Here is an 18,459-nt window from a genome sequence, read left to right as displayed (position 1 = left end):
AGAACACTGCAGCACCCGGTACCTGTCGGACGGTGGGGGCACGATAGGGGCGTGGAGAGAAAGACGGCCGACGGCGGGGCGCTCGACGCGTTCGGCCCGGCCACCCGGGCCTGGTTCGCCGCGGCGTTCGCCGCGCCGACCACAGCCCAGGCGGGAGCCTGGCGCTCCATCGGTGCCGGCCGTAACGCACTGGTCGTGGCCCCCACCGGCTCCGGCAAGACCCTGGCCGCGTTCCTCTGGTCGCTGGACCGGCTGGCCCGCGAGCCCGCCCCGGCGCAGCCCCGGCAGCGCTGCCGGGTGCTCTACGTCAGCCCACTCAAGGCGCTCGCGGTCGACGTCGAACGCAACCTGCGTACCCCGCTCACCGGCATCCGGCAGGCCGCCGCCCGACTGGGTCTGACCCCGCCCGAGATCACCGTCGGCATGCGCACCGGCGACACCCCCGCCGACGAGCGCCGCGCCTTCGCCCGGACCCCGCCGGACGTCCTCATCACCACCCCGGAATCGCTGTTTCTCCTGCTCACCTCCGCCGCCCGCGACTCGCTCCGGGGCGTGCAGACGGTCATCATCGACGAGGTACACGCGGTGGCCGGCACCAAGCGCGGTGCCCACCTCGCGCTGTCGCTGGAACGGCTCGACGAGCTGCTGCCCACCGCGGCCCAGCGCATCGGCCTCTCCGCCACCGTCCGGCCGGTTGACGCCTGCGCCCGCTTCCTCGGTGGAGCCCGACCAGTTGACGTGGTCGCCCCGCCCACCGCCAAGACCATCGACGTCGGCGTCCAAGTCCCGGTCGCCGACATGACCCTCCTCGACGAGCCGGAGCAGCCCGGGCCCGACCTCGACGGCCCCCGCCGCGCGTCGATCTGGCCGGCGGTGGAGGAGCGGGTCTACGCCCTCGTCCGGGCGCACCGCTCGACCATCGTCTTCACCAACTCCCGCCGCTCCGCCGAGCGACTCTGCGCCCGGCTCAACGAACTGGCCGCTGAGGAGTCCGCCGGCAAAGCCCCGGGCGTCGAGGCGCTGGACACCCGAGCACCGAGCACCGAAACGCCGGGCACCGCAGCACCCGGCACCGCAACGCCGGGCGGGCCAGGGCGCGCCCCCCGACCGCCCGCCCAGCTGATGGCACAGGCCGGGTCGGGAACCGGAGCGCCGCCGGTGCTCGCCCGCGCCCACCACGGCAGCGTCTCCCGAAGCGAACGCGAACACATCGAGGAATCCCTCAAATCCGGACAGCTCCCGGCGGTGGTCGCCACCTCCAGCCTGGAACTGGGCATCGACATGGGCGCGGTCGATCTGGTGGTGCAGATCGAGGCCCCACCGAGCGTGGCCGCCGGGCTCCAGCGAATCGGCCGCGCCGGGCACCAGGTCGGAGCTGTCTCCCGGGGCGTGGTCTTCCCCAAACACCGAGGGGACCTGCTCGCCTGCGCAGTAGTAGCCGAACGGATGACCGAAGGCGCGATCGAGGAGCTGCACCACCCCCGCAACCCCCTCGACGTGCTGGCCCAGCAGATCGTGGCGATGGTGTCACTCGACCCGTGGCAGGTCAGCGACCTGGCCGACCTGGTCCGCCGTTCCGCGCCCTTCGCGGAACTGCCCGACTCGGCGCTGCACGCGGTACTCGACATGCTCTCCGGCCGCTACCCGTCAACCGCCTTCGCCGAGCTGCGGCCCCGCCTGGTCTGGGACCGCGCCACCGACCTGCTGACCGGCCGGCCCGGCGCCCAGCGGCTCGCGGTAACCAGCGGCGGCACCATCCCCGACCGGGGCCTGTTCGGCGTCTTCCTGGCCGGAGCGGAGCGGGCCGCACGCGTCGGCGAGCTGGACGAGGAGATGGTCTACGAATCGCGGGTCGGCGATGTCTTCCTCCTCGGCTCATCGTCCTGGCGCATCGAGGACATCACCCCGGACCGGGTGCTGGTAACCCCGGCCCCCGGCCAGGCGGCCAAGATGCCCTTCTGGAAGGGCGACCAGCCAGGCCGCCCGGTGGAGCTGGGCCGGGCCATCGGTGCCCGCCTCCGCACCCTGCTGCAAACCGACGACGACGCCGCCATAGCCACGCTGCGCACCGGGGGCCTCGACGAGTGGGCAGCGGGAAACCTGCTGGCGTACCTACGGGAGCAGCAGGCGGCCACCCGTACCCTGCCGGACGACCGGACCGTGGTGGTCGAGCGCTTCCGCGACGAGCTGGGTGACTGGCGGCTCGCCGTACACAGCGTTCTCGGCGCCCAGGTCAACGCCGCGTGGGCGCTGGCCATCGGCCGCCGGCTCACCGAGCGGTACGGGGTGGACGCCCAGGTGCTCCCCGCCGACGACGGGATCGTCGTCCGCCTGCCCGACACCGCCGCCGAGCCGCCGGGCGCGGAGGCGGTCGTCTTCGAGCCTGACGAGATCACCCAGCTGGTCGAGGAGTCGGTGGGCACGTCGGCGTTGTTCGCCGCCCGGTTCCGCGAGTGCGCCGCCCGGTCGCTGCTACTGCCCCGCCGCGATCCACGCCGCCGGCAGCCACTCTGGCAGCAACGGCAGCGCGCCGCGCAACTCCTCGACGTCGCCCGGGAGTACGCGGACTTCCCGGTCACCCTGGAAGCGGCCCGGGAATGTCTTCAGGACGTCTTCGACCAGCCCGCGCTCGCCGCCCTGATGCGCGACCTGGCCGCCCGCACCGTACGCCTGGTCGAGGTGGAGACGGCGCAGCCGTCGCCGTTCGCGCGGTCGCTGCTCTTCGGCTACGTCGGGACGTTCCTCTACGAGGGTGACGCTCCCCTCGCCGAGCGGCGCGCCGCCGCCCTCACCCTGGACTCGGCCCTGCTCGGCGAGCTGCTCGGCCGGGTCGACCTGCGGGAGCTACTCGACCCGGCGGTGCTCGCCGAAACCGAACGCCAGCTGCGCTGGCGCACCGAACAGCGCCGCCCCCGCGACGCCGAGGACGTGGTCGAGCTGCTGCGGGTGGTCGGCGACCTCAGCACCGCCGAGCTGGCCGAACGCGGGGCGCCAGCGCAGTGGCTGACCGAACTGGTGGCTGCCCGCCGGGTGCTGCGGGTCCGCATCGCCGGCGAGGAACGCTGGGTGGGAATCGAGGACGCCGCCCGGCTGCGAGACGCGCTGGGCGTGGCGCTGCCCGGCGGCGTGGCCGAGGCGTACCTGACCCCGGTGGCCGACCCGCTCGGTGACCTTATTGCCCGCTATGCCCGCACGCACGGGCCGTTCACCGCCGCCACCTGCGCCGCCCGATTCGGGCTCGGGGTGGCGGTGGTCGAAGGGGCGCTGCGCCGGCTCGCCGCCGCCAAGCGGGTGCTCGCCGGTGAGTTCGCCCCCGACACGGTCGGCGTCCAGTGGTGCGACGCCGAGGTGCTACGAATGCTGCGCCGCCGCTCCCTCGCGGCGCTGCGCCGGGAGATCGAGCCGGTGCCGCCCCGGGCACTGGCCACCTTCCTGCCCCGCTGGCAACAGGTCGGGACGGCGGGGCGGGGGGTGCCGGCGCTAGCCGCGGCCCTGGAGCAGGTGCAGGGTCTGGCCCTGCCCGGGTCCGCCCTGGAACGGCTGGTGCTGCCGGCCCGGATCGCCGACTACTCTCCCGCCCAGCTCGACGAGTTGTGTACCAGCGGCGAGGTGGTGTGGGCCGGCTCCGGGGCGATCTCCGGCGGGGACGGCTGGGTGGTCCTCGCGTACGCGGACACCGCCCCGCTGCTACTCCCCCCGCCGGATGCGGCCCTGACCCGTACTCCGCTGCACGACGCGGTGCTCGACGCCCTCGACGATGGACAGGCGCTGTTCTTCCGTGCCCTCGCCGATCGGTTGGGCTCCACCGACGACGCCGCACTCGCCGCCGCCGTCTGGGATCTGGTGTGGGCCGGTCACCTGACCAACGACACTCTCGCCCCGCTGCGGGCCCTACTGGCCGGTCGCGGAGCGCACCGGTCCCGCCCGGCCGCACCCCGCACCCGCTACCGGCGACCCGGCCGCGTCGCCCTACCGGCACGCAGCGGCCCGCCCACCGTCGCCGGCCGCTGGTCGCGCCTACCGGAGCGGGACACCGACCCGACCCGCCGAGCCGCGGCCCTCGCCGACGTGCTGCTGGAGCGGCACGGTGTGGTGACTCGGGGAGCGGTCGCGGCCGAGCAGGTGCCCGGCGGGTTCGCCGCGGTCTACCCGGTACTGTCCGCGCTGGAGGAGCGGGGCGCCACCCGTCGCGGCTACTTCGTGGAAGGGCTGGGGGCCGCGCAGTTCGCCGTACCCGGGGCGGTCGACCGACTGCGCGCGCTGGCCGACCCAGCTGACGGCGGGCGGGTCCGTGCCGGCCTGGCCCTGGTCCTCGCCGCAACCGACCCCGCCAACCCGTACGGCGCGGCGCTGCCCTGGCCGGAGCGGGTGGTCGACTCCGGGGACGGCGGCGCCGCCCCGACCGGGCACCGGGCCGGCCGCAAGGCCGGCGCCCTGGTGGTGCTGGTCTCCGGCAATCTGGTTCTCTACGTCGAGCGGGGCGGTCGGACGCTGCTCTCCTTCACCAACGACAGCGACCTGCTGGCCACGGCCGGTAAGGCGCTCGCCGACGCCGTACAAGGGGGAGCCCTCGGGACGATCTCCGTCGAACGGGCCGACGGCGAGGCGGTGCGCTCGTCACCGCTGCGCGACGCGTTGACCGCCGCCGGGTTCCGGGCCACCCCCCGCGGGCTCCGCCTACGGGGATGATCGGTCCGCCGACTCAGCTAGCCTTCCGTCCATGGCGCCGACGCCCTGGATCTCCTTCACCACCGACTACGGCCTCGCCGACGGTTTCGTGGCCGCCTGCCATGGAGTGCTTGCCCAGGTGGCACCCACCGCCCGGGTGATTGACGTGACCCACCTGGTCCCACCCGGCGACGTACGGCGGGGCGCCGCGGTGCTGGCGCAGACCGTGCCGTACCTGCCAGCCGCCGTCCACCTCGCCGTGGTTGACCCTGGCGTGGGCACAGCTCGTCGGGCCGTCGCCCTCGCCGCCGGGGACGGACTGCTGGTCGGCCCGGACAACGGGCTGCTGCTGGACGCGGCGGTGGCGCTCGGCGGGGTCCGCACGGCGGTGGAGCTGACAAACCGGGACTGGCTCGGAGCGCAGCCGTCCGCCACCTTCCACGGTCGGGACATCTTCGCGCCGGTCACGGCCCGACTGGCGCTCGGTGCGCCGCTCGCCGACGCCGGTCCGGCCATCGATCCCAGTACCCTGGTCCGGCTGCCGGCGCCGCTGGTCCGGCCGGAGACCGACGGGTTCACCGCCGAGATACTGACCGTGGACCACTTCGGCAACGTGCAGCTGGCGGCGTCGGGGAACCTGCTGGAACCACTACCCCGGTCACTCCGGGTCGAGCACCAGCCGGCGGTACGCGTCCGCACCTTCGGTGATGTCGGGCCGGGCGAACTCCTGGTGCACGTCGACTCGGCTGGCCAAGTCGCGGTCGCGGTCAACGGTGGGCGGGCCGCCGACCTGCTCGGGGTGGTGCCGGGCGACCAGCTCCGCGTCACCGCCGGTTGACGGCAGCGCCGACGCCGCCCGAGCGGGAGGATGGGTAGGTGCCCGAAGGCGACACCGTCTGGAACACCGCCCATGTACTTCAGCGGGCGCTGGCCGGCGACCGGTTGGTCGGCGCTGATTTCCGCGTGCCACAGCTCGCCACGACGAACCTCGCCGGCTGGACGGTCCGGGAGTCAACCAGCCGGGGCAAACACCTGCTACTGCGGCTCGCGGCTCCGCACACCGACCACGGCGACGGCGAGCGCTGGACGCTGCACTCGCACCTACGGATGGACGGCACCTGGCGAACGTATCCGCCCGGACGGCGCTGGTCCGCCCGCCCAGCACACCTGATCCGGGCGGTGCTGCGCGGCCCCCGGGCGGTGGCCGTCGGCTATCACCTGCACGACCTCGCCCTCGTGCCGACCGCCGCAGAGCACCGCCTCGTCGGCCATCTCGGCCCGGACCTCCTCGGCCCCGACTGGGACCCGGTCGAGGCAGTCCGGCGCCTCACCGCCGGCCCCGAGATCACCATCGGCACCGCCCTACTCGACCAACGCAGCCTCGCTGGGGTCGGCAACCTCTACAAGTGCGAGGTGCTGTTCCTGCGCGGGGTGTCGCCGTGGACGCCGGTGCGCGCCGTACCCGACCTGATCGGCCTGGTCGCCCTGGCGCAGCGGCTGCTCGCCGCCAACCGGGGGCACTGGACCCAGAGCACCACCGGATCGCGGCACCGGGGACAGACCACCTACGTGTACGGCCGGCGGGCTCAGCCCTGCCTCCGCTGCGGCACCACGATCTGTCGGCAGGAGCAGGATGAACGGGTCACCTACTGGTGCCCGACCTGCCAACCCGAACGTCCCGGCTGAGACAGACCGTCGAGACGGTGGTGGGCGACCCCGGTCAGTCCCTCAGGTGCAGCCCAAAGCTGGTACGGCCCTGGGGCTCCAGCCCCTCCTTCAGCCGCAACGAGGGGAGCTCGTAGTCGCCGGAGTTCTGCTGTCGGAACGCGATCGGCTCGGTCGACTCCAGGGTGAGTAGGCGCTGCGTCCAGGCTTTGGCGATGTCCGGGTAGTCCTCGTCGGTCAGCCGATCAGCGCCGTACAGCACGAACGGCGGCAGCACCTCCATACCCGGGTAGTAGAGAATGCCGTGCTGGATCGGGAACAGCAGGTCCTCGATGGGTCCGTTGATCCCCCGATCGGAGTAGTGCGGCTCCGATCCACCGGCGGTCACCGACAGCAGCGCCTTCCTGCCGGCCAGGGTGCCTTCGCCGAAACGTTCACCGAACCTGGTGTCACTGTACTCGCCGACGCCGTACGCGAAGTGGGCGCTGAACACCCGGTCCACCCAGCCCTTGAGGATCGCGGGCATGGTGAACCACCACAGCGGGAACTGAAAGATGACCGTGTCGGCCCACAGCAGCTTCTCCTGCTCGGCGAGGACGTCCGGGGTGAGTGTCCCGGCGTCGAAGGCTCGGCCCGAGTCCAGGGCGACCTTCAGCCGATCGAAGGCGGCGGGTCCGTAGTCCGCGCGGTCCACGACCGCCTTCCAGTTCATCGCGTACAGGTCGCTGACCCGCACCTCGTGTCCGGCGGTACGCAGGGTGGAGACGGCGAGGTCCTTCAGCGAGCCGTTGAGCGATTTCGGCTCGGGGTGGGCATAGACGATCAGCGTCTTCATGAGGGCTCCCCTTCAGGTCGGTGTCTCGATCCTGGGCGCCGGGGCGCTCGACATTCAGGGGTGCCGCTTCCTCGGACGGAACATCCTGGTAACAGCAGTACCACCCACCCGGCCGTGGCCCGGCAATACTGGGAGGATGGATAGTCTCGCGGGCTTCCTACGGACCCGGCGTTCCCGGGTCGATCCGGCAGCTTTCGGCATCCCCACCGACCGGCATCGCCGGGTCCAGGGGCTACGCCGCGAGGAGGTCGCGCACCTGTCCGGAGTCAGCGTCGACTACTACGTACGTTTGGAGCAGGGTCGCGCGACCCAGCCCTCCGACCAGGTCCTCGACGCACTCGCTCGCGTCCTCGGCCTCGATGAGACCGAACGTGGGCACCTGCACAGACTCGCCCGGCAGCGCCGCCACCGCGCGCGGATGCCCGGTGGGCGGATCCGGCCGGAGTTGCTCCGCGTCGTCGACCTGATGGCCGACTCACCCGTACTGATCATGAATCATCGGCTGGACGTGCTCGCCGGCAACCGCCTCGCCCGGCTCCTCTACGGCCTACCGATGCCGGGCTCGAACACCGCCCGGCACGTCTTCCTTGAGGAGAGAGAGCACGGCCTGTACACCGACTGGGAGGCGTGCACCCTCATCGTGGTCGGGCACCTGCGTCTGGCTGCCGGCAAGTACCCCGAGGAACCCCGCCTCACCTCGCTCATCGGCGAACTGGCGATGAATAGCGAGCGCTTCCGCGGCCTCTGGGCACGTGCCGACGTACGCGCCCGCCCCCACGGACGGCGGTCCTACCGGCACCCGCTGGTCGGGCTGCTGGAACTGCACCAGGAAAGCCTCGCACCACCGGACGACTCCGGTGTGGAACTGCTGGTGCTGTCCGCCTCTCCCGGCAGCCCCAGCGAGGATGGGCTACGTCTCCTCGCTGGCCTGGACCGGGACGACGCGGCGGGCTGGCCCAGAAAGGGACGATTGGATACTTCCAAACCCACCCCTCAGGTCACATCCTGCAAATAAGTGCTCACACACCGTCTATTCTGCGCGTCCACCGCCACACCGAGGTGGTCGGTACCGCGCCCAACGCCGGGAGAGCCATGGACCTGTTCCGCAGACTCCGGATCCCCTGGGCCGAGCGACCCGCCACCGATCCGACGCAAGCCACCAATGGCTCCGATCCGTTGGTGCCGGCGGCCCGAGGTGCAGACGGCACCGCGACGGCACCGCCGACATCCGCGACGCCGGCCCCGGCAGCAGGGCCCGCAGCCGGGCCAGCACCAGCGACACTGGACCCGGCGGCGCTACCCCGCTACTTCGGCCCGGTACCGAACTACGCCCACAGTCCGCTGCCGAGCCTGGACGATGATGGCGCCGTGGTGCCTGGCACCGGCATCCGCAAATTCGTTGACCCGCTGCCCACGCTCGGCTCGGCCAACGACCCCGGCCGGTTGCCGGTGGCCGTACCCGACACCATCACCTACCCGGGCTGCGACTATTACGAAATCGGTCTGCAGGAGTACGCGCAACGGCTGCACCGGGACCTTCCGGCCACCCGGCTGCGGGGATACCGGCAGCTGAACCTTGGTACCGATTCGACTGGGCACAACACTGTCATCCCACCGAAATGCCCGGTCCACCTCGGCCCGGTGATCGTCGCGCGGCGCGGCCGACCAGTACGGGTCAAGTTCATCAACCAGCTTCCCACCGGCCGAGCCGGTGAACTGTTCCTGCCCGTTGATCCGACCATCGACGGGGCCGGTCGCGGGCCACTCGACGGGCCGGCACCATACCCGCAGAATCGGGCGGTGCTGCACCTCGCTGGTGTCCAGACCGGTTGGATCAGCGCTGGAAACCCATGGCATTGGATCACGCCCGCTGCAGAGATCACCCCATACCCGACCGGTCCCGGACTGACCCCCGTGCCGGACATGCCACCACCCGGCAGGGGCGCCACCACGCTGTACTACCCAAACGAGCAGAGCGGTCGGCTCCTCGCGTTCCACGACAACACTGTCGGACTGGCCCGGCTCACCAGCTACTCCGGACAAATAGGTATCTATCTAATCACCGAGCCAGTCGAGGACGACCTGGTCGCCGACGGAGTGCTGCCCGCCGACCAGATCCCGCTGGTCTTCGAGGACAAGACCTTCGTACCCGACGACAGCCAGCTGGCCGCCACCGACCCGACCTGGGACCGCGACCGGTGGGGCGCGCGGGGCAGCCTCTGGCACCCACACATCTACCAGCCCCGGCAGAACCCGTACCGCGACGACGGCATCAACCCCACCGGGCGCTGGGACTACGGGCCGTGGACGCGAACCGCCGAAGAGCTCGGGACGGATGGCGCCGCCAGCCCCAACGGCACCGAGCCCAACGGCCCCAGGCCCGACAGCACAACCGAACCCAACAGCCTCAGACCGAGGCCGGCCCCGAACCCACACCACGACCCGATTGGCGACGCCTCGGACGAGCCGCCGATGGCACCCGGCGTACCCCACCCATCGGCGGTCCCAGCCGCGTACGGCGACACGGTACTGATCAACGGCGTCGCGTACCCCTGGCTGGCGGTCGAACCACGCGCCTACCGGTTCCGCGTCCTCAACGCGTGCCTGGACCGCAGCCTCAACCTCCAGCTCTACCAGACGCGCTCCCCCGGCCCGATGTGGAACGACGATGGCGAGCTGACTGACCCGGACGCTGGCGAGATTCCGATGGTGGCGGCGAGTCCGGTACCCGGCCGACCCACCCGGTGGCCGACAGACGGGCGGGAAGGCGGGGTACCGGATCCGCTTGCCGCCGGCCCTGACCTAGTGCAGATCGGCAACGACGGGGGCCTCCTACCCGCCCCCGCGGTACTCCCCAACCAGCCGGTGACCTACCGGTACGACCGGCGCGACCCCACCGTCCTCAACGTTGACCGGCACACGCTGCTACTCGCCCCCGGAGAGCAGGCCGATGTGCTGGTGGACTTCGCCACCGTCGCCCCCGGCAGCACCGTGCTCCTCTACAACGATGCCCCGGCCCCACTGCCTGACTTCGACCCCCGCTACGACCACCACACCGAAGCCGCGGACTACACCGCCGAGGGTGGGACACCACCGAGCCGTCCCGGGTACGGGCCGAACACCCGTACCCTGCTGCAGTTCCGGGTGACCGGTGTCCCGGCGCCCCGTTACGACCTGGCCCGCCTCCAGGAGCGGCTACCTCGGGCGTACGCGGCCAGTCAGCGCCCGCCGATCGTGCCGCAGCCGGCCTACGACACCGCCTTCGGCACCCGCACGGCGCGGGAGACCACCGTCCCGGTGCATGCCACCACGGTCGCATTCACCCCCGCCGAAGACGTGTCCCCCGTCCTGCTGCCGCTCGCGGTGAAAGTGATCGAGCAGGTCTTCGAGCCCACGTACGGTCGAATCGCCGGCCGCTTCGGGGTCGGCCCGCCGCCCGGAGGCCCACACACCCCGGCCGTGGTGCCACTCGGCCCGACCGACCCGGCCACCGAAGTGGTGCCAGTCGTCGAGCCGACAGCACCGGGAGATCCAGCCAGCGGCGGCGTGCAGCTGTGGCGGCTGCGCGGCGCCAGCCAGCACACCCAGCCGGTCCGCCTCGACGGTGTCGACCTGCAGCTGATCAACCGGGCCGGGTGGGACGGCACGCTGCGCCCACCAGCCCCGAACGAGGTGGGCTGGAAACAAGTGGTCCGGGTCAACCCGCATGAGGATGTGGTGGTCGCGCTGCGCCCGGTCGCGCCACCCCTCCCATTCAAGATCACGGACAGCGTACGGACGCTGGAACCGGGACGGTCGACCGGCGTGCACCTCGGCGGGGCAGCGCGCGACGGCCAGGCTGCGCCGGCGGTCCTCCAGCCAGTCAACCTAGGCTGGGAGTACCGCTGGTACAGCCAGCTCGCCGGCTATCGCGACCAAGGCTTGAGCCGACCGCTGGTGCTGCGGGTCGCGCCGCAGGCCCCGACCGGACTGTCCGCGACCCCGGTGCCCGGCTCGGCCACCGCGCTGCCAGCGATCCTGCTCGCCTGGACCGGCAACGGCAGTCGGCCCGCCGCCACCAGCCACCAACTCCAACGCTCCGTGGACCCGACCTTCACCGCTGAGCTCGCCATGATCACGGTGGCCGCCAGCGCCACCCACTACACCGACGCGACCGTCACGCCCGGGGTGACCTACTACTACCGCATCCGGGCGGAGAACGACGTCAGCTGCTCGGCCTGGTCGAACTGTGCGCCCGCCTCGGTGCGGCTAACCGCCCCCACCGGCCTGGCCGCGGCGGTGCCGCCGGCGGCACCGCTCCGGGTGGGGCTGCACTGGCGCAACCACTCCTTCGCCACCGGCGTTGACGTGCAGCGCGCCACCAACCCCACCTTCACCAGCGGGCCCGGCACCACAGCCATCAGCGTCGGGGACACCCATCTGGACACGGCCGTGGTGCCGGACACCCGCTACTACTACCGGGTGCGCACCACCTACCTGGGCGCGGCCTCGCCGTGGTCCACGGTGGCTCAGGTATCCACACCGCCCCGGCCCGGCGTACCGGAGTCGGTGACGGTCACCACCGCCACGTCCGCACCGGAGACGGCGACGGTCATCCTCGGCTGGGCGGCGAGCGTACCCGCCGGGTCCGGCGCCGGATTCACCGTGCAGCGGGCCACGGACCCGGCGTTCACCCAAAAGGTAGCCACCTTCACCGTGAACGGACGGGGGTTCACCAACACCGGCCTGGCCCGCCACGCCACCTACCACTATCGGATCCGCGCCTTCAACGTCGTCGGGATGTCACCCTTCACCACCCCGATCGCCGTGACAACGCCCGGCTGAGCGGCCTGGTTCGCCCAGCCGAGGGTCACGTCGTCGAGTCACCGCGCCGGCAACCCGCCGGTGCGGCCAGCTCCGTTGCCTCAGGAGGTACGGAAGGTGGGGTCGGTGGTGCGCAGCTCCGCCAGTGCCGAAGCCACCCCGTGCAGCAGGTCGGTCGCCTCAGTTAGCCGGGCCGTCGAAGGTTCTTGGACGTCGGACCGCACGTTCTCGGCCACGTAGCCAGCGGCAGCACCCACTAGCCGCTCGTACGCCGCGACGCCGCTGTGCAGCTGGTCGGCGAGGGCCGCCCGGGCCTGCTCAAGCTGAGGCCGGGTCTCGGGCGGCGCGACCCGGATGGCCCGTTCAACCTCCGCGACCTGGAGGGCAAGGTCCCGCAGCGACTGGTCGGCCGCGGTGGCCTCGGCGACCGCGGGCGCCGCCAACCCGGTCAGCCGGTCCCGCAGGCCGGCGAAGGTCGCCCCGGCCCGATCCAGCCGGCCCCACGGCTCGACGGCACTGGTACCGCGCAGCGCGACCCGGGCCCGCACCCGGTGGGCCTCGGCGAGCAGGCCGGAGCCGGCCGGAAGGCGCTGCACCGCCGCGACCAGCCGGGCCCGCGAATGGGCCGCCGCCGCGGCTCGGTCCAGCGCCGGCGGCGCCGGCTGGGCGGCGAGCGCCCGCAGGTCGGCCCAGCGCCAGGCCGCGAGCACTATCGCCCCGCCGGCGCCGGCGGCCCAGGCCGCGTCGGGCAACCCCAGACCGGCGTACGGCGTCAGCACCGCCGCCGCGCCGCCGAGCCCACCGGCGATGACACTCCATCGGCGGGCAGACCGCCGCCGACGGCGCAGCCGCCGGAAGTACCGCGTCCGTTCGTCTGCCACGTCCCCTCCCCAACCCGGCTCAGCCGGCGGCGCTGCTGTCCCCGGTGCCGCGTTCGCGGCCCAGAGTGGAGCGAATCTCGTCTAGCCGGGCCGCCGCGGCCGGGTCGGCGACCGGAGCACCCTGCTGCTCGGGGCGGGGAACGGCGGGCCGCTCGACCGCGCCGCGTAGCTGCTCCCCGGCCATGCCGGCACGGATCTGATCGAGTCGGGCGGAACCGGCCGCGTCGACGGCGGCCTGCTGGATGTCGAGCATCTGCCCCTCGACCGAGTTGCCGGCGAGCTCGGCGCGGCCCATCGCGTTGGCGTAGCGCCGCTCGATGCGCTCACGCACTTCGTCCAAGGTGGGGGTGGTACCCGGGGCGGTGATCGCGGACATCGACTCCAGCGACGCGGCGACCTTCTCCTGCATCTTGGCCTGCTCGAGCTGGCTGAGCAGCTTCGCCCGCTCGGCGAGCTTCTGCTGGAGAATCATCGCGTTGTTCTCGACCGCCTTACGCGCCTGCGCCGCCGCGCCGAGTGCCTGGTCGTGCAGGGTCTTGAGGTCTTCGGCGGCCTGCTCCGCGGTGACCAGCTGGGTGGCGAGCGCCTGGGCGGACTGCTCGTAGCGGGTGGCTTCGGCGACGCTGCCCCGAGCGCGGGCCTGGTCGGCCAGGACCAGGGCTTGGCGGGCGTTGCCCTGCAACCGCTCAACCTCGGACATCTGCCGGGACAGCTTCATCTCCAGCTGCCGCTGGTTACCGATCACCGCGGCGGCCTGCTGGACGAGCAACTGGTGCTGCCGCTGAGATTCCTCGATCGCCTGCTGGACCTGCACCTTCGGATCGGCACGCTCGTCGAGTCTGGTGCCGAAGAGCGCCATCAGATATTTCCAACCCTTGACGAACGGGTTCGCCATCTCCGCGGTATCCCCTCACTAGCGTCGCGGCCGACCGCGACCTGGCCGGCCACGACGGCGGTGGCTCCATCGTCGCAGGCGGATGCCAGTTTGGGCAGCCGCCGACAACGCAGCGGGGCCACGATCAACCTTACGCGCGCTCAGGCGGCGCAGACCACATCCCGGTCCGTTGTGCGAACCCGGGTGTGCAGGGTCGCCTTGAGCGGCGAATCCTGGCGGACCTGCACCGACACAGTGCCGTCCGCGGAGACCTGGCGGACCGCCCGACCGGCGGTCTTGCCGCGGCTGGCGGCCGGGACCGGGGCGGGCTGCTGCCCGGTCGGCTCCTCCTGAACCGGCACCAGCACTCCCGACATCTGCTCGGCGAGCGCCACCGTGTCGCTCACCTCACGCAACAGCTCCGAGAGGCGGGCGCCAAGCGCGTCGCAGATGGCGGCCAGCAGCTCGCTCGACGGCTCCTTGTGCCCCCGCTCGATCTCGGAGAGGTAGCCGAGACTGACATTGGCGGCAGAGGAAACCTCGCGCAGGGTGCGGTGCTGCCCCTGCCGGCGTGTCCGTAGCGCGTCACCAATTAGCCGGCGTAGCAGGACCATCGCACCTCCCCTGGAGGAACACTCCGTGCCTCGACGACCCGGGGAATCCGGGCCCCGACCACCGGAACCTTCCCGCAACCGTACCCGGTGTTGGCTTGGCCGACATACCGCCCCGCCTGCCACATCAAGCTGCGGGCCGGCGAGCCCACCGAACGGCAACGCTGTCGACAAAGAGTGCCGACCGTATCACGGTCGGTGTCACTATGCACCACCGCCGGCGGCATCGTGGGACACCCCGGCCACCTGCTCGGCCAGCAGTCGAAACGCCTGCACCACGGTGGCGGACCGGATGAGATCACGGCCCCCGCCCAACTCCAGTCGCCGGACTACGCTGCCGCTCGGACCGGCCACCGCCACGTAGACCAGGCCGACCGGCTTACCGGCCTGCGGCTCCGGTCCGGCCACCCCAGTGGTGGCCAGGGCCCAGTCGGCGGCGCACCGTCGCCGGCCTCCCAGCGCGAGCGCCACGGCCACCTCCGGGTCGACCGGACCGCGCTTCGCAAGCAGCTCCGCCGGCACTCCAGCCAGCTGGGACTTCAATTCAGTCGCGTAGACCACCAGCCCGCCGCGATAGACGCGGCTCACCCCGGCGACCTCCACGATCGTGGCCGCGAGCAGGCCACCGGTCAGCGACTCGACGGTGGCGAGCGTCTCCCGCCGCTCCGCCAGGTCATGCACGATGCTGGCGGCCGGGCCCTCGGCGGGCCGCTCGCCGTCCGCTCCCAGCCCCATGCTGGCTCCCCCTTCGCCGGACCTGGTCAGCCCGCTTCTCGCCGCCGCAGGCGCAGCGCCTGCACCACGTAGTCGAGGCCACTAACCACCGTAACCGCCACCGCGGCACCCATGACCCATGGTCCGACCAGGTCCAGCGGCGCCGGCATGGGCCAGAGGTACCAGACGATTGCCAGGGTCTGCAGGGCCGTCTTAATCTTCCCGCCCCGACTGGCGGCGATGACGCCGTGCCGGATCACCCAGAACCGCAGCGCGGTGATGCCCAGCTCCCGCAGGAGGATTATTCCCGTCACCCACCAGGGAAGCTGGTCGTAGAAGGAGAGCAGCAGCAGCGCGACGCCGGTGAGCGCCTTGTCGGCGATCGGATCGGCCACCTTGCCCACCGAGGTGACCAGCCCGAACCGGCGAGCGATCCACCCGTCCACCAAGTCGGTGAAGGCAGCCCCGACGAAGATCAGGCAGGCCACGATCCGCCAGCCGACATGCGTCATCTCGGAGACGACCACCGAGGCAGCGAAGACCGGCACCAGCACCAGCCGCAGTAGCGTCAACGCGTTGGCGGCGTTGAGCACCGGCACCCGGGGAGCCGCCGGGGCTGGCTCCGCCGCTCCGGTCATCGCCGCGTCCCGCCGCCGGCCTGGCCCCACATCGGGTGCGCCGGCCGAGTCCCCCGGACCCACCGTCACCGTGCCACGCCAGGAGCCGCCGAGATCATGGCATCCGGTACGGCGACCAGGTCCACGCCCTCCGTGGCGGTGACCGTGCACTGAACCAGGTCACCGGGGCGCAGGGCGGCCAGGTCCACCCCGCCTTCGGCGGGCGCGACCAGGGTGGTCGAGCCGTCCACCTCGGGAGCCTGGTGTGCGGCCCGGCCTTCCACCACACCGCCGTCGACCGAGTCCACCAACACCTGCACCGTCGAGCCGAGCCGCTGCTCGGCCCGCTGCGCGCAGAGCTCGTCGGCGAGTCCGCTGAGCCGGTCGTAGCGGCGCTTGACGGTGGCGGCGGTGACCTTGCCGGGCAGACCGGCGGCCTCGGTGCCATCCTCGTCGCTGTAGTCGAACACCCCGATCGCGTCCAGCCGCGCCTCCTCCAGGAAGCGGACCAGCTCCGCGACGTCGGCCCGGGTCTCGCCGGGGAACCCGACGATGAAGTTGCTCCGCGCGCCGGCCTCCGGAGCCAGCGCCCGAATGCTGCTCAGCAGCTCCAGGAACCGATCGGTGGAGCCGAACCGACGCATTCGCCGCAACACGGGCTCGCTGGAGTGCTGGAACGACAGGTCGAAGTACGGGGCGACGCCCGGCGTGGTGGCGATCGCCTCGACCAGACCGGGCCGGGTCTCCGCCGGTTGGAGGTAGCTCGCCCGCACCCGAACGATGCCGTCCACCGCGGCGAGCTGGGGCAGCAACTTCTCCAGTGCCCGCGGGTCGCCCAGGTCCTTGCCGTAGGAGCTGGAGTTCTCACTGACCAGCACGAGCTCCCGCACACCCGTACTGGCCAGCCACTCCGCCTCGGCGAGCAGCGCCTCCGGCGGACGGGAGACGAACGCACCGCGGAAGGTGGGGATGGCGCAGAAGGCGCACCGTCGGTCGCAGCCGCTGGCCAGCTTGAGTGACGCGACCGGTCCGGTGTCGAGCCGGCGCCGCAGCACCGGGCGCAGATGCGCCGGCGTACGCTCGTCGACCTCGATCGGAGCGGAACGCACACCGGGCTGCGCCACAGCGGCCGGGGTGCCGTGGCCCGGTAACGACACCGCCGCCTCCGCCCGCCGTACCGGGGTGAGCGGTAGGAGCTCCCGCCGATCCCGCGGGGTGTGCGCGGCAACCGCGGTCCCGGCGAGCACCGCTCCGAGTCGATCGGAGATGTCCGGATAGTCGTCGAAGCTCAGCACCGCCTGCGCTTCGGGCAGGCTCTCCGCGAGCTCCCGCCCGTACCGCTCGGCCATGCACCCCGCCGCCACCACCTTCGCGCCGGTTTCGGCGGCGGCCAGTAGCGTCTGGATCGAATCCTGCTTGGCCTTCTCGACGAAGCCGCAGGTGTTCACGACCACCACGTCGGCGCCTTCACCGTCGGTGGTCACCTGCCAGCCCTCGGAGTGCAGCCGGGCAGCCAGTTCCTCGGAGTCGACCTCGTTGCGGGCACAGCCCAGGGTCAGCAGGGCGACGCGGCGGCCGTCGGCGGGTGCGGGAGGGGTGGCAGACACCATCCGAGGGTACCGGGCGCGGTTTGGCCTCCCGGCAACCGCCAGCGGCAGGCCTCGAACGGGCTCCCGCCGGAGCTGGCCCGCCGGAGCCGCAGCGGCAGGTCAGCCAACCCGCCGGGCCGCGGCGGCAGGTGCGCTGCGGTCCGCCGGGCCGCAGCGGCAGGTCAGACCGTCGCGGCGATCCGGACCATGCGATCGAGCAGGAAGATCTCGGTCCCGCCAAGGCCGGTGGAGCAGAAGGCGGAGATCTGGTCCACGCTGGTCCGGCCGGGCACCGCCGCCGCCAGGACCGCACCCAGGTCGCGCAGCCGTCCGACGTACGGCGGTAGGGCGGCGAGCATCGGCGGGGCGTACCCCGCGGCCTGGGCCGGCGAGTCGGTGACCAGCACCTCGGCCCGATCCAGCAGATCTGGGCCGAACTCGTGCCGGTCGACCTGCTTGAAGCCCACCGCGTTCACGTGGGCGCCGGGCGCGAGGTCCGCGGCGTCCACGACCGGGGTGGTGCTGGTGGTGGCGATCACCACGATGTCCCGGCCGGCGACGGCCGCCGCCGCGGAGTCAACTGCTCGCGCCGGTACGCCCAGTTCGGCGCGGACCCGGTCGACGAATGCGGTACGCCGCGCCGCTGAGCGGCTGTACACGCGCACCTCTCGTAAGGGCCGTACCGCCGCGGCGGCCCAGACCTGCGTCCACGCCTGCCGGCCCGAGCCGACCACCCCGAGGGTGACCGCGTCCGGGCGGGCCAGCGCGTCGATGGCGACCCCGCCCAACCCACCGGTACGGCGGGAGCTCAGCTCCGCCCCGACCGCGACCGCCCGGACGCCACCGGTACGAGCGTCGTGTAGCACCACCATCTGCTCGCTTCCCGGGAGCCTGAAGGTGTCGTACGAGCAGAAGCCGTACCACTGACCGACCAGGTGCCCGGCGGTCAGCACCATCCGGCCCCCGTCCAGCGGCGCGGTGGCTCGGGGCGGGGCGACCAGTCGACCGTCGTGAGCGGCGCGCAGCGCGTCCCGCATCGCGGCGACGGTCGTCGGAGCATCGAGCCCGGCAGCGACCTCAGAGTCGGTGAGAAGCAGCGGCATGGACCGATCCTGCAAGATAGAGTCAGGTTTAGCTCTACTGAGAGTGGTGAAGATCACTTTTAGCGCGCTGCTCCGGTCCGGCGGCTGCTACCGTCCGGC

13 protein-coding genes are annotated in these 18,459 nt (G+C 72.4%); 5 read left to right on the top strand and 8 right to left on the bottom strand.

Translation table 11 applies throughout. The features are described from left to right. Positions 1–51 precede the first annotated feature (51 nt). From B116_RS0111420 to B116_RS0111410, 3 genes are read left to right on the top strand one after another with little or no spacing between them, the layout of a single operon-like run. Positions 52–4,689, top strand: coding sequence for an ATP-dependent helicase (locus B116_RS0111420; protein ID WP_027660163.1), 4,638 nt, complete (start codon positions 52–54; stop codon positions 4,687–4,689). A gap of 31 nt (positions 4,690–4,720) precedes the next feature. Then, on the top strand, positions 4,721–5,506 hold the full coding sequence (locus B116_RS0111415; protein WP_027660162.1) for an S-adenosyl-L-methionine hydrolase: 786 nt from the start codon (positions 4,721–4,723) through the stop codon (positions 5,504–5,506). Between the two features lie 38 nt (positions 5,507–5,544). After that, complete coding sequence (locus B116_RS0111410; protein WP_027660161.1) at positions 5,545–6,354, top strand: DNA-formamidopyrimidine glycosylase family protein; 810 nt, start codon at positions 5,545–5,547, stop codon at positions 6,352–6,354. 34 nt (positions 6,355–6,388) lie between these two features. Here B116_RS0111410 and B116_RS0111405 read toward each other — a convergent pair whose 3' ends face one another. Continuing rightward, on the bottom strand, positions 6,389–7,168 hold the full coding sequence (locus B116_RS0111405) for an NAD(P)H-dependent oxidoreductase (protein ID WP_027660160.1): 780 nt from the start codon (positions 7,166–7,168) through the stop codon (positions 6,389–6,391). Between the two features lie 136 nt (positions 7,169–7,304). Here B116_RS0111405 and B116_RS0111400 point away from each other — a divergent pair, with 136 nt between their 5' ends. Continuing rightward, positions 7,305–8,183 carry a helix-turn-helix transcriptional regulator gene (locus B116_RS0111400; RefSeq protein WP_027660159.1) on the top strand — a complete coding sequence of 293 codons (879 nt, stop codon included), beginning with the start codon at positions 7,305–7,307 and terminating at the stop codon, positions 8,181–8,183. After that, the gene (locus B116_RS0111395) at positions 8,171–11,992 is read left to right on the top strand and encodes a hypothetical protein (RefSeq protein WP_188116021.1); all 3,822 of its coding nucleotides are present in this window, start codon (positions 8,171–8,173) and stop codon (positions 11,990–11,992) included. Before B116_RS0111400 ends, B116_RS0111395 begins: the two co-directional genes overlap by 13 nt. An 80-nt stretch (positions 11,993–12,072) precedes the next feature. Here B116_RS0111395 and pspM read toward each other — a convergent pair whose 3' ends face one another. The 7 genes from pspM to B116_RS0111360 all read right to left on the bottom strand — a co-directional run bounded on the left by pspM (position 12,073) and on the right by B116_RS0111360 (position 18,360). After that, positions 12,073–12,852: a phage shock envelope stress response protein PspM gene (gene pspM / locus B116_RS0111390; protein ID WP_027660157.1), complete on the bottom strand. Its 780-nt coding sequence runs from the start codon at positions 12,850–12,852 to the stop codon at positions 12,073–12,075. A gap of 19 nt (positions 12,853–12,871) precedes the next feature. Then, positions 12,872–13,747: a PspA/IM30 family protein gene (locus tag B116_RS0111385; RefSeq protein WP_018722036.1), complete on the bottom strand. Its 876-nt coding sequence runs from the start codon at positions 13,745–13,747 to the stop codon at positions 12,872–12,874. Between the two features lie 140 nt (positions 13,748–13,887). Next, on the bottom strand, positions 13,888–14,340 hold the full coding sequence (locus tag B116_RS0111380; RefSeq protein ID WP_018722037.1) for a helix-turn-helix domain-containing protein: 453 nt from the start codon (positions 14,338–14,340) through the stop codon (positions 13,888–13,890). A gap of 201 nt (positions 14,341–14,541) precedes the next feature. Then, on the bottom strand, positions 14,542–15,072 hold the full coding sequence (locus B116_RS0111375; RefSeq protein ID WP_027660156.1) for a CinA family protein: 531 nt from the start codon (positions 15,070–15,072) through the stop codon (positions 14,542–14,544). Positions 15,073–15,098: 26 nt separating this feature from the next. After that, positions 15,099–15,689 (bottom strand): CDP-diacylglycerol--glycerol-3-phosphate 3-phosphatidyltransferase, encoded by a 591-nt coding sequence (pgsA, locus tag B116_RS0111370; RefSeq protein ID WP_026321685.1) that lies wholly within the window; start codon positions 15,687–15,689, stop codon positions 15,099–15,101. Positions 15,690–15,754: 65 nt separating this feature from the next. Continuing rightward, a complete protein-coding gene (rimO, locus tag B116_RS0111365) occupies positions 15,755–17,278 on the bottom strand; it encodes a 30S ribosomal protein S12 methylthiotransferase RimO (RefSeq protein WP_027660155.1) in 1,524 nt (507 codons plus the stop codon). A 161-nt stretch (positions 17,279–17,439) separates the two neighbouring features. Continuing rightward, the gene (locus tag B116_RS0111360; protein WP_027660154.1) at positions 17,440–18,360 is read right to left on the bottom strand and encodes an ornithine cyclodeaminase family protein; all 921 of its coding nucleotides are present in this window, start codon (positions 18,358–18,360) and stop codon (positions 17,440–17,442) included. Positions 18,361–18,459: the final 99 nt, after the last annotated feature.

This window comes from Salinispora fenicalii, from assembly GCF_000514815.1.
In the GTDB taxonomy this organism is placed as follows: domain Bacteria; phylum Actinomycetota; class Actinomycetes; order Mycobacteriales; family Micromonosporaceae; genus Micromonospora; species Micromonospora fenicalii.
This window is presented reverse-complemented; position numbering and strand designations above follow the sequence as displayed.